Origin of the sequence: Liquorilactobacillus mali KCTC 3596 = DSM 20444, from assembly GCF_000260415.1 — a bacterium.
Taxonomy (GTDB): Bacteria; Bacillota; Bacilli; order Lactobacillales; family Lactobacillaceae; genus Liquorilactobacillus; species Liquorilactobacillus mali.
This window is the reverse complement of the sequence record NZ_BACP01000064.1, coordinates 1-12,204: the sequence shown is the minus strand read 5'-3', so window position 1 is coordinate 12,204 and position 12,204 is coordinate 1. Positions and strand designations below refer to the sequence as shown.

Sequence of the window (12,204 nt, the reverse complement as noted above, 5' to 3'; positions counted from 1 at the left end):
TGGGAGTGAACCAAATGAATTTTCACTTAGTTCGCCCCCATTAATCACCCATTGTTTAACAATCATGATTCAATCATTATACAGTTGGAGATCACAACGCTACGATTTATTATTTAACATCAGTTACTTTATTATTTGCATCCTTTTGAACTTTCATCTTGCTGATTGAAATGTAACCAAGTTCTTTAACTAGGCTCTTTTGAACTTTATCAGATTTCATGTAGTCAAGGAATGCCTTTGTTGCAGCATTTGGTGTACCCTTTGTGTACATGTGTTCGTATGACCAAATTTTCCATTTGTTTGTTGTTACATTTGCATCAGTTGGTTTTACACCATCGAGTGATAATGCTTGAACGCTGGATGTAACATATGAAAAGGCTAAGTAACTAATAGCACCTGGTGTCTCAGCAACCATCTTTTGAACAGTACCATTTGAATCTTGTTCTTGAGACTTAGCAGCTGTTTCACCGTTCATAACATTTGTTTCAAATGTAGCACGAGTACCACTACCCTCTGCACGGTTAATCAAAACAATACTCTGATCTTTGCCGCCAACGTCTTTCCAGTTAGTAATCTTACCAGTAAAGATTTCACGTAATTGTTTCATTGTTAAGTTCGTAACACCTACATCTTTATTAACAACAGGAGCCATTCCCACAACAGCAACCTGATTGTCTTTAAGCTTGCTTGCTGTTATACCATCACTTTGTTGTGCAAAGATATCCGAATTACCAATCGTTACCGCACCAGACTGAACTTGGCTCAAACCAGTTCCTGAACCTCCACCTTGGACAGTAATACTTACTTTAGAATTATCTGTTTGAAAATTCTCTGCAGCTTTTTCTACCAATGGTTGTAAGGCTGTTGACCCAACGATTGTAATCTTACCTGATACTGCCTTACTTGAAGCAGATGAAGATGATGAACTTGAATTAGATTTCCCGCATCCAACAAGAATAGCCGAAGCAGCAATAATAACTGTAGCAATTTTAGTGAGCTTTTTCATTTTTTTCTTCTTCCTTTCGTTGTTACAAGCATTATTCTATTACACGAATGTAAAGATAGAAGTCACTTTATTGTAACGTTTATGTAAAGGAATACTTTTACATCTAAACATAGCCCACTCTAAAAGCTACGAAATATGGTTCTCAGCCAGTATTTGTTTAACAATCTTATTTATCTTCTCTGTTTTTGTCCACTCCTCAAAATGGTCAAACTTTTCTCCAGGCATCTCAAAATTCTCATTTATGTACTTTTCATATTCAATCACACTAGTCGAACGAGGTATATTGAGCTGTAAAATTCTGACCTTCTTAATTAATCCTCTCTGTGCCGCTAATTCAGCCCTACCATTTTGAACCATATTTGATATTTCAAAATACTTTGTTCCATCATTTCGTGTTATTTCCTCAATCAGTGTTAAAACTTCATGACTCTTCATTTAATCCTCATCCTTTCACAAATAAGTATAGGTAGTTAGCTAATATTAAGTCAACAAATCTTTTCGCTAACCATTTAACGCATTTATTATCTCTAGAAAAATAATTCGTGAACTTGACTGATAATAAACAAGATGAAATAAGTCAGTAACCCTTGAGATATTAACAGTCAAAAAGAAAAATTTTGACTAAGTAACATTTTCATGTAACCAAAGAAAGGGCTAGACCAAAATATACACTTTGGCCCAGCCCCCTCTGGCATAAGAGAGAAAGAGAATTGATTAGAAGGTAAAATAGTAATTACCTTACGCCTATTATGATACCGTTTTCAGTAAACGTTGTCAATACTTTTCCATTTTTATTATTTTTATTTTTATCTTATACTGTAGATGTAGTGTGGATGTAGTGTTATTTTAGTACTTGGGAGGAACAAAATTTTGATAAATTCAAAACAATTCAAACTTAGTTTTTTCTTAGGAGCTGTCCTGTGTATCCTTAAAATTATTATTTCATTATTGGTCCATTATAGTGAAACTCTCCAAATCTTTAACATTGGGGTTATGCTCATTCAAACTAAATACTGGTTTGTACCACTTCTTCTAATGATTTTTTTCTATGTCTTTGTGTCCCTCCTATTCTATTTGATCTTTAGGCTAATTAATCTTGGAGTTCGTTTTTTTTTCAATTAGCATACTTTTTCCATTACAAACAAAAAGAGGAATTGGGTCAAAAATTAAATTTTGATCTAATCCCTCTTGATTCTGTACACACATTTCAATAAGTCAAAACCTTTTACTAATTTCAAATCACTCAAAATGATGAATATCTTTATTCACACAAGTAATCAAGAGTGTTTACTTAAGCTACACACCACACTCTTTACGCGTAGATCTTTTACTTAAGAGCTACCTTCCTGAGCTTCTCACACGCCCATCTCACTCTTAACCACATCTACTATTTGCATAACATACTCATGTACCTCTTCCTTTGTCTTGGCTTCTGCCATAACTCTAAGAAGATCCTCGGTCCCACTAGGTCTAACTAAAACACGGCCCTCAGAACCCATCTTAAGTTGAACTTGTTTAATAATTTCTTGGATCGCCTCATTTTCTAAGGCTGCCTTTTTATCAGTCACTTTTACGTTGACTAATTCTTGCGGATAACTAGTAACTTCACTAGCGAGTTCTGACAATTTCTTACCTGTCTTTTGAACTACATTGAGCAACTGCAAAGCCGTAAGCATTCCATCACCAGTTGTATTGAAGTCAAGGAAAACCACATGTCCAGATTGTTCTCCACCCAAATTGTAGCCATCTTTTCTCATTTCTTCAACAACATAGCGATCACCTACTTGGGTCTTTACTGAATGTATTTCATGCTTTTCCATTGCCTTGTACAAACCAATATTGCTCATTACAGTAGTAACAATCGTATCTTTTTTTAATCTGCCGCGTTCACTCAAATATTTACCACAGATGTACATAATCTTATCACCATCAACAATATTACCAAGTTCATCGACCGCTATACATCTATCACCATCACCATCAAAAGCAACACCCAGTTCTGCTTCTTTTTCAACAACAAATTTTGCCAATGCTTCTGGATGAGTAGAACCAACACCTTTGTTAATATTTAAACCATCAGGTTCGGTCGCCATTGTTTCAAATTCAACACCCAAATCTGCAAATAAACGCGATACTAGTCCACTGGTTGCCCCATCTGCTCCATCAACTGCTATGTGGAGATCTTCTAAATTGTCTGGAATTGTCTGTTCCAAGAATTGTGTGTATTTTAACACACCTTCATGATAATCACTCAAAGTACCAAGTCCAACTGCAGATGGCCTTGGTAAATTGTCAACACCAGATTCAAGCAATTCTTCAATCTCTTCTTCCTTTTCATCAGACAGCTTGTATCCGTCCCCACCAAAGAATTTAATGCCATTGTCCTCAACTGGATTGTGCGATGCAGAAATCATAATACCTGCATCAGCATCTTGTACCCGAACTAGATATGCAACTCCTGGTGTTGTGATGACACCAAGGGAAAAGACTTCAATACCAACTGAAAGTAAACCAGCAATTAATGCTTGTTCTAACATTTGACCTGAAATTCTTGTGTCACGTGCAACTAAAACCTTGGGTGGTTTAGTGTCACTTGCATGCTTTGTCAGCACATATCCACCACAGCGACCCAGCTTGAATGCAAGCTCAGGGCTAAGTTCTTGATTTGCAATACCTCTAACTCCATCTGTTCCAAAATATTTCATTTCTAGTTAATCCTCATTTCACTACTAAATTTTAATTATTAATCTTCACTACTTGAAGAACTTTGTGAAGAAGTTTGACTTTCACTTTCTGATTCATCTTGGCTTGACTTTGTAGAAGAACTTGTTGTTTCACTCTCAGAACTACTTGTTTGTGAAGATAAAGTAGACTCACCACTAGAAGAATCACCAACAGTTATTTTCACTTTAACACTCTTAGGCTGAACAATAGTTACTCCATTTTTAGGAGAGGTAAGATTAATATCTTTAGTCGTCGTACTCGACACACCGTCAATTGGAACCGAAACCTTATAAGACGATATGCTGGCTAAATTACTCTTCGTCCCCGACAACGTCACTGTCTCAGTTGAACTACTCAATGTATAATTTTTATCAGAATCACCATCTCCGGTTGTTACAAGTTGAACTGGTACCTTCTTCGTTGTAGTCTCACTATAAACTGGTATCTTCACATCAACAGTCTGTGGTGAAATAACCACGTTGAGAATTTTACCCTTATCATCTACAGCTTGCAACAATACTGAACGGCTGAATGTTTCTTTTGTTTCTTTGGGAATCTCCACCGCTGCAATGATCTCTGATATTTTGTTAACCTCAGAAGAAGCCCCTGTTGCACTAACTACATCTGGATCAGCAGTTGGGCTTCCAGCCCTATAGTTGCTGGCAATCCTTTGTTTATCATAATTAAATTGTACTGGGAAAGATTTAGTTTTTCTGTTACTGATTGTGACTTTTATTTTTTTAGGACTGATCGTATAATCCAAGTCACTATTCAACCCTGATTGTTTCAGCGTTACCTCGTGGGTTCCTGGTTTTAAGTTTGTCAGATCAGCATAGATTTTAAAATTCCGCGTGTTTGAAATTGTAGTTACCATTGCTTTAGAACCAGAAACTCTTACCTTTACTTTTTCTGGATAACCAGTAACAAAATATTTATTACTATTTACTTCCAGTTGTAAGGCTACATTCATCGTTGTTGATGCATTTGCTAGCATGGTTGAATCTGTGCTGTTTCTGGTGCTGCTCAACTTATCTTCATTCGTATACGCAAAAAGTAATATTGCAAATACAAGTGCAATCACCCTGTAAAAAAGAGGAGAATCAATAAATTTATTAAAATTCATTTTTTCTTCCTCCCTTCAAAAAAACTCACGAAAGATAACAAAAGTCTATTTTCTTTTTTATCCTTTTCCTCAATAATTAGCTCTTTTTTCAATAGCTTCAAGTAGTCATCTCTGGTAAGATCTCTTAATAGCTCATTATTTTTTGTAATGGTTACTCCACCGGTCTCTTCTGAAACAACAATGGTAAGTGCATCTGTAACTTCACTAATACCAACTGCAGCTCTATGTCTTGTTCCAAGAGCTTTTGGAATTAGGTTACTTTCCGATAACGGTAGATAAGCTGCCGCCACAGCAATCTTATTATCCTTAATTATAACCGCTCCATCATGCAGTGGTGTATTTGGTATAAAAATATTAATTAATAATGCACCCGTAATATCTGCATCCAGTCTAATACCGGTTTCTACATAATCTTCCAAACCTGTATTTTTCTGAATTGTCACTAAAGCACCTATCCGACGTTTCGACATGTATTGAATTGCTGAATCAAGTGCCTTAATCATGTTGCGTTCATTTTCATTTTGTTTTCTATTATGAAAAAAAACAGAACCTCGGCCAAGGTGTTCAAGTCCACGTCTGATCTCTGGTTGAAAAATAATTATAATAGCGATAAAGCCCCAATTAATTATCTGGTCAGTTACCCAAGAAACCATCTGCAAACCAAAAAACCAACTTATGAGTTTAATCAATACTATTATGACTACACCTTTGAACAACTGAACGGCTTTAGTTCCTCTAAGTAGCATCATTAATTTGTATATTACGTACCATACCACTAGAATATCTATTATATTTGCTACATTTTGCCATGAGAAAAGACTGTCCCAAGCAATGTTCATTATTTTACCTCCTAGGAAATTTAAATTAATTATAGCACAGATATATCTATTTCTGTGGAACAACCAAATAGTTAAAAAATACAAAAGTTATTTTATTATTCTTCAATTTCCATTACTAGTTATGTAAAATGGTTATAATGGAAAATGGGTGATTTTATGTCAATGTTAAACAAATGGATAGTTCGACTCTCCTTTTATCTTTTTATGCTATATATATATATTACCGTTTCATCTCACAATGGAATATACAGCTTTCTTTTATTAAACACTTTTTTAGGCTATATCCCAGTCGAAATTGCAATGCATATTGATGTTCAAAAGAAAACACCAATACTCGTAATTTTGATAATCCTGTGGCTCCTATTTTATCCAAATGCCCCATATGTTATTACTGATCTCTTCCATTTGGCAATGCTTGATCCTTATAATAGCTCAACAGGATTAATGGAATTCAATCTCCACCTCTGGTTAAAATTCACCAATTTGGTTACAAGTGCTCTCGGGTGTTCATTAATGGGATTTTGGAGTTTGGAACACGTTGCGGATACAATCTTAATTAAATTCAAATTATGGTCTAAGACTAACAAAATTCTTTTGGTTTCAGCTTTAATAGTCTTTTCCTCTGTGGGAATCTATATTGGCAGGTTTTTGAGGCTTCATACGGCATATCTCTTTATTGCTCCTAAAGAAGTAGTTGCAGAGCTCATCCAAATGTGGAATCCAAGAATGCTGGTTTTCATTGGCTTTATGACAATTATTCAGTTGATTTTTTGTTTTTCCTTTGATATTACACGAAGTTCATTGGCGAACAATCAGGAGTTACTTGAACAAAATAACAAGCAGAAAGAGCAATAATTTCTAAAAATAATGGTTGTACTATTCCAATTTTAATTCTTATAAAAAGAAACACGCCATAAGTTGGTAAATTTCGGGTACTAGCACAAAATTTCAAACATAGTGGATACCTGCTATGAGTAATCGAAAATTGGAGACTAGCCTGAAAATTTTGAATTACAAGATACGTTACGGAATAAATAAAGAAGCTGGTCCAAAATATAACTTTTGAATCAGCTTCTTTATTTATATGAGTAAATCTTTTTGCTTGCCTTGTTTCCCTCAAAAAAAGATAACTCTACACAAATTAACTTGGTAAGATTGATGCTCGTAAATTCAGACTTTCTTCGTGGTTAATGTATTGTCGCAAGCTAATTGCCGCCTGATGATTAACATAGCCCTGCTCAACTAAATACTGAAGTGCAGCTCTTTGTGCAGCAATTGATTTGAACCTGAGTCTTCTAACTTGTTCTTGATAATCTTTACCTGAAAGTCCTTCCTCACTTTTTTGTCTCTCAATGATACTTCTATAGGTAATTATCATATGATAAATAACTTCTCGATTTATTTTTTTCTCATTAACTTCAGGATTCTTAAGGTATTCCGAAAGTGCCTTAATTGCAGCTTTTGCAATTGATCGCTCGACAAGTCTAACTCCAACTCCATACTTTTCGTCTTGTCTAATACCGATCCATAGTGAAATTGAGCGCCAAAACTTCCTTACAGATTCTATTATGGTTGGGAATGGCCATTCTTGCCGAATTTTAGCCTTATGATCAGCTCGTTTCAACTGATTCCTTAAAGACTTTTTGAACTTGTGATACACTTTTTCTTGGATTTGATTTGTTTGATGAAGCCTCTCCAGTTCATTAAGTTGTCCCCTCAATGCCACCTTATGTAACTTAATTTCATCTGAAGTCGCTGCCTTGTTCAAATCATCGGCATACTCATTGACCTCAAGTCGTTTTATCATGAACTGATACTCCAGAATCAGGTGATATACCGCCAGTTCGTTGCCCATACGTCTTTCTCCTTCAAGACTTCGAACAGCTGTTTTAAGAATATATAGTTTTGCTTTATTACTGTTAATTTCAAGTTGCTCTTCATCATCGTCATCATCGTCATCTGTTGTTTCTAAAACTTTATTGGCATCCAAATCTCCCAAGCCACCACGAGTTTGCAAGGCAACATCTCCGGAAATAAATGGCAATACAACTATTGCACCCACCATACTCAAAATAATTACACCAGCAGCAATGAACAATACTAAAGATCTTTCAGGAAAAGGCTCACCTGATGCTATCTGCGTCGGAATAGTAAGTGCACCGGCCATTGTAATAGCACCCCGAACACCAGATATTCCAGATAATAACGCAACCTTTAGTCTTTCTTTCATCGACTTAGACTCTGCATCAGCAAAAAGCTGGTAGCAGTAAGTCCAAACTATTCTAATTAGTAATAATATTCCCCACATTACAAAAACAAAAAAGATTGCCGAAAAAGTATTTATATCCTCATTTTCAATAGTTCCATGCATTGCAACAGGTAGCTCCACTCCTAAAATCGTAAACATTATCCCATTTAGAAGATAAACAATTAAGTCCCACATTCTTTCACTGACGATGTTGATCTCGGGCTGAATCCTAATAAAAGAATTACGCTTAGATGCAAAAACAACTCCAGCAACAACAACAGCTATTACACCAGATGCATGAAATGATTCTTCAGTTAACAAATATATGATAAATGGCACACATAGTTGAAGTACCGTATTAAAAACAACATCATTGAACCCTTTGACAATCAACCATTCAATGATTAATACGACAACTGTTATCAATACGAAACCAGCCACAAATCCCACAAGCCCAAAATAAAAAAGGTCTACCAATGCCGTTTTAAGCGAAAAATAACCGGTAACTGCTACCATTACCGCATACTTAAATCCAATCAACCCACTTGCATCGTTTATCAAACTTTCACCACTAACTAAATGAAGTATATTATCAGGCAGCTTGACTTGTTTTGATATTGAATGTACAGCAACAGGATCTGTCGGCGCTAGAATTGCTGCTAATGCAATTCCTACTGGAAGAGGCAGCGCTGGTATGATTAAGTGAATTAAGTAACCACCGAGCATCATGGTAATAAACACTAGAATAATTGCATTATTAAAAATTGCACCTTTCAGCTTCCAAAGCTCTTCCTTAGGAAATTTTCGTCCATCATTGTACAGCAACGGCGCGATAAAAAGTAATAAAAACCAACTTGATTCCAAGTCAATTTTCAAATTAAAAATAAGTGCCATAATGGTTCCCAACATAATTTGAATCAAACTCACGGGAATAGATTTAAAGTAATGATTAATTAAATTTGATAATAAAACTAATAAAACAAGTCCAATGACTGTTTCGACAATCGACATTCAGCTAACACCTCCATATATTATTATTACAAAAAATAGACTAAAAAAAAGGAGTCTGCCTCTGTTTTTGCAAAACTCCAAAAATAAACTATTTTTCCCCGATAATTCTAACTTCCGTTTGTAATTCCACTGAAAATTCTTGTTTAATAACTTTCTTTATGTGATCTATGACAGCAATATAGTCAGAAGCTGTGGCATCTCCCCTATTAACAATAAAACCAGCATGTTTGAGAGAGACCTGTGCCCCACCAATCATAAATCCCTGTAACCCTGCATCGTGAATTAATTTGCCAGTAAAATGTCCCTTCGGTCTTTTAAATACACTACCACAGGATGGATATTCTAATGGCTGCTTAGCACCTCTTAAGAAATTAAAGTTGTCCATTTTTTCCCTAATTTCCTTTTTTTCTCCATTTTGTAATTTAAAAATAGCTCTCAAAACAATGTCTTGCTCATCTTGAATTCTACTGTGTCTATATGAAAAATTTAGTTCTTCGTTTGTGTATGTCCTTGTCTTCCCCTGAGGAGTTAAAACCTCGACTTCACTAACTACTTGTCCTATATCTCCATCATACGCACCAGCGTTCATAAACACAGCTCCTCCGACACTACCTGGAATTCCTGCAGCAAACTCCATTCCTGTTAAACTGGCACTATAGGCCCTCTCTGTGACTCCTATTAAGGGTGCACCAGATTCTGCAATTACCTTATTTTCTTCAACTCTCACACCATTCATTCTAGTCAGGATTATTACTAGTCCTCTTATGCCCTTTTCTCTTACAATAAGGTTACTTGCATTTCCAATAACGGTTACCTGCAGTTGATGCTCATTTGCTATATTAATCATCTCACAAATATCTTCAGACTCCGTTGGAAATGCAAGTATTTCAGCTGGACCGCCTGTTTTCGTATTAGTATACTCTGACAGTGATCTTTCAATTTTTATTTTTTCTTCACCAAATTTTTCTACAAATAACTCTTGTATCTGTCTCATTTCAAATATCCCCACATTCATTAACATCTCATTCAAGTGTAGCACTTTTTTCTTAAGCACCACATACTCAAATACACACTATTACATTTTATAAAATTTTGTGTTCATTTGTATAAATAAATCACTTATTTCATTAAATATTAATAACTTCAAAAAATTCCATGAGTCTTTATTATTTTTCCTCTTTCTGCTAAAATTAAGATTAAATTGTGGTATTTTGCTCACAAATATTATAGAGGTTAGGAGGATGTGTCTATGAATTTTGTTGCATTTGATTTTGAGACTGCTAATGCAAAGAGAAATAGCGCTTGTTCAGTTGCACTTACTGTCGTTGAAAATAATCAAGTAATTGATGAGCTGTACTCTTTAATTAATCCTCAAGCATCATTTTACTGGCGCAATACTCAAGTACATGGAATAAGGGAAAAAGACGTGCTGGACGCCCCCACTTTTGCAGAATTATGGCCGCATATATCCAATTTTTTTACCAAGGATAGATTGATTGTTGCCCATAACGCAAATTTTGACTGCAGTGTTTTGAGTCATACTCTCCAGCTCTATAATTTATCTGTTCCAAATTATCTAGTTCTCGACACACTCACAACAAGCCGCAACCTCCTCAATTTAGATAACTACAAACTTAATACAATTTGTTCAAATCTTGATATTACGCTAAAACATCATCATAATGCATTAGATGATAGTCGTGCCTGCGCCGATATTTTGCTATACCAGATTAGAAATTATGGCGTCGATAGGGTATCAAACTACATCAAATTAAAATAATTATCAATTTTTTTTAAATAAAAAAGAGCTAGTATCTGCTTGCCTTATCTCTGAGGATAGATAACTGGAGATAAAACTTTGCAAAATACTAACTCTTTTTTTATGTTATAAAATTAATCTTGGGGATTATTTAAATGTGCTAGTTGTCCTTGGAACTCCTGACCATATTTGCTAACATCTGAACTAGCTGTCGAAACAGTATAATCAGCAATTTCACCGTGTTCAGATTGATCAAGACCAGTAATCTCATCACTTTCCTCAACACGTATCTTCATGAAGAGTTTCAAGACAAATACCAAGATACTTGCAACAATTGTGACAAATACGATTGTAAATAATGTACCCACAATTTGAATAAGTAGCTGACTGAATCCACCACCATAAAATAATCCATTATTGATAGAACTGTTAGCAACTTTGCTTGCAAATGCACCGGTTAAAATTGAACCCACAATACCTGAGACTCCATGACAACCAAACGCATCCAGCGGATCATCGTACTTCAACTTTGGTTTGACATACGTTATAAACAAATAACTCACAATTGCACTTAATGCACCAACCCAAAATGCACCAGCACCTGTTACAAAACCTGTTGCAGGAGTAATTCCAACAAGTCCACAAATCGTACCTGTACATGCACCTTCCAATGTTGGTTTTCCGACAATAATCATGTCCAAGACCATCCAGGTAACCAATGCAGCCGCAGTAGCAACAGTAGTTGTCAGAAATGCCTGTACGGCAACTTCTGTCATACCAAGTGCTGAACCTGCATTAAAACCATACCATCCAATCCAAAGAATTGTGGTACCTAACAATACCCATGGTAGATTGTAATGACTTTGTTTTTCTTTTCCAAAATCAAGTCTCTTACCAAGAAATACTGAAAGTACCAAAGCTGTAACACCGGCATTAATATGAACGACTGTCCCGCCAGCAAAGTCCAAGACACCATATGAAGCGAGAAGACCGTTAGCACTCCAAACCATATGTACCATTGGATAATAAATAAAGATTGACCACAAAATAATAAAAACAAGTAAGAAATTGAATCTCATTCTACCAACTATTGCTCCAACGAATAGTGCGGGTGTAATAATAGCAAACATCATTTGAAACAGTAAAAATGTTCCCACATTAATTCCGAGTTCTTTTGATTGTAATTGAGCTAAGTTCAATCCATCCAAGAAGAAATGTTTAACAGTTCCGATTACGCCACCAACATTTCCATTGAATGAAAGTTCGTAACCCACTGCTGCATAAAGTAAAACAGCAACTCCACAAATCACAAAGACGGAAAACATTGTATTAACAACATTCTTTTTTGAAACCAATCCACCATAGAAAAAAGCTAATCCAGGTGTCATAAAAAAGACTAGGACACATGAAACAATCAAAAATGTAGTATTAGCTGAATTCATAAATTATCCCCCCTATTTGATGTCACAAATTATAACATCACATACAATTGCC

The 12,204-nt window shown here is 35.4% G+C and carries 10 protein-coding genes; 2 read left to right on the top strand and 8 right to left on the bottom strand.

Annotation, left to right across the window (positions count from 1 at the left end; all coding sequences use genetic code 11):
• Window positions 1–109: 109 nt before the first annotated feature.
• From GSM_RS12005 to cdaA, 5 genes are all read right to left on the bottom strand, one after another.
• Window positions 110–1,006, bottom strand: a complete 897-nt coding sequence (locus GSM_RS12005; RefSeq protein WP_010078355.1) for a phosphate ABC transporter substrate-binding protein — start codon at window positions 1,004–1,006, stop codon at window positions 110–112.
• A gap of 126 nt (window positions 1,007–1,132) precedes the next feature.
• Window positions 1,133–1,441, bottom strand: coding sequence for a hypothetical protein (locus GSM_RS12000; RefSeq protein WP_010078354.1), 309 nt, complete (start codon window positions 1,439–1,441; stop codon window positions 1,133–1,135).
• A 920-nt stretch (window positions 1,442–2,361) separates the two neighbouring features.
• Window positions 2,362–3,711, bottom strand: coding sequence for a phosphoglucosamine mutase (glmM, locus tag GSM_RS11990; RefSeq protein WP_010078352.1), 1,350 nt, complete (start codon window positions 3,709–3,711; stop codon window positions 2,362–2,364).
• 38 nt (window positions 3,712–3,749) lie between these two features.
• Window positions 3,750–4,853: a CdaR family protein gene (locus tag GSM_RS11985; protein ID WP_010078351.1), complete on the bottom strand. Its 1,104-nt coding sequence runs from the start codon at window positions 4,851–4,853 to the stop codon at window positions 3,750–3,752.
• Complete coding sequence (cdaA, locus tag GSM_RS11980) at window positions 4,850–5,692, bottom strand: diadenylate cyclase CdaA (protein ID WP_010078350.1); 843 nt, start codon at window positions 5,690–5,692, stop codon at window positions 4,850–4,852. Before cdaA ends, GSM_RS11985 begins: the two co-directional genes overlap by 4 nt.
• A gap of 162 nt (window positions 5,693–5,854) precedes the next feature.
• On the opposite strand from cdaA, the gene GSM_RS11975 reads away from it, so the two are divergent.
• Window positions 5,855–6,547, top strand: a complete 693-nt coding sequence (locus GSM_RS11975) for a DUF1361 domain-containing protein (RefSeq protein ID WP_010078349.1) — start codon at window positions 5,855–5,857, stop codon at window positions 6,545–6,547.
• 286 nt (window positions 6,548–6,833) lie between these two features.
• Here the strand turns inward: GSM_RS11975 and GSM_RS11970 are convergent, their stop codons facing one another.
• Both GSM_RS11970 and murB read right to left on the bottom strand, forming a co-directional pair.
• Window positions 6,834–8,951 carry a cation:proton antiporter gene (locus GSM_RS11970; RefSeq protein WP_010078348.1) on the bottom strand — a complete coding sequence of 706 codons (2,118 nt, stop codon included), beginning with the start codon at window positions 8,949–8,951 and terminating at the stop codon, window positions 6,834–6,836.
• Window positions 8,952–9,039: 88 nt separating this feature from the next.
• Window positions 9,040–9,945 (bottom strand): UDP-N-acetylmuramate dehydrogenase, encoded by a 906-nt coding sequence (gene murB, locus GSM_RS11965; RefSeq protein WP_010078347.1) that lies wholly within the window; start codon window positions 9,943–9,945, stop codon window positions 9,040–9,042.
• A gap of 255 nt (window positions 9,946–10,200) precedes the next feature.
• On the opposite strand from murB, the gene GSM_RS11960 reads away from it, so the two are divergent.
• On the top strand, window positions 10,201–10,731 hold the full coding sequence (locus GSM_RS11960; protein WP_010078346.1) for a 3'-5' exonuclease: 531 nt from the start codon (window positions 10,201–10,203) through the stop codon (window positions 10,729–10,731).
• Between the two features lie 113 nt (window positions 10,732–10,844).
• On the opposite strand, the gene GSM_RS11955 is transcribed toward GSM_RS11960, so the two are convergent.
• The gene (locus GSM_RS11955; protein ID WP_010078345.1) at window positions 10,845–12,152 is read right to left on the bottom strand and encodes an ammonium transporter; all 1,308 of its coding nucleotides are present in this window, start codon (window positions 12,150–12,152) and stop codon (window positions 10,845–10,847) included.
• Between the last annotated feature and the right edge of the window lie 52 nt (window positions 12,153–12,204).

Excerpts from the sequence above, each read along its gene's own strand:
- GSM_RS11985 (WP_010078351.1), bottom strand. The coding sequence starts at position 4,853 with ATGAATTTTAATAAATTTATTGATTCTCCTCTTTTTTACAGGGTGATT.
- GSM_RS11960 (WP_010078346.1), top strand. The coding sequence starts at position 10,201 with ATGAATTTTGTTGCATTTGATTTTGAGACTGCTAATGCAAAGAGAAAT.
- glmM (WP_010078352.1), bottom strand. The coding sequence starts at position 3,711 with ATGAAATATTTTGGAACAGATGGAGTTAGAGGTATTGCAAATCAAGAA.
- GSM_RS12000 (WP_010078354.1), bottom strand. The coding sequence starts at position 1,441 with ATGAAGAGTCATGAAGTTTTAACACTGATTGAGGAAATAACACGAAAT.
- cdaA (WP_010078350.1), bottom strand. The coding sequence starts at position 5,692 with ATGAACATTGCTTGGGACAGTCTTTTCTCATGGCAAAATGTAGCAAAT.
- murB (WP_010078347.1), bottom strand. The coding sequence starts at position 9,945 with ATGAGACAGATACAAGAGTTATTTGTAGAAAAATTTGGTGAAGAAAAA.
- GSM_RS11955 (WP_010078345.1), bottom strand. The coding sequence starts at position 12,152 with ATGAATTCAGCTAATACTACATTTTTGATTGTTTCATGTGTCCTAGTC.
- GSM_RS11975 (WP_010078349.1), top strand. The coding sequence starts at position 5,855 with ATGTTAAACAAATGGATAGTTCGACTCTCCTTTTATCTTTTTATGCTA.
- GSM_RS12005 (WP_010078355.1), bottom strand. The coding sequence starts at position 1,006 with ATGAAAAAGCTCACTAAAATTGCTACAGTTATTATTGCTGCTTCGGCT.
- GSM_RS11970 (WP_010078348.1), bottom strand. The coding sequence starts at position 8,951 with ATGTCGATTGTCGAAACAGTCATTGGACTTGTTTTATTAGTTTTATTA.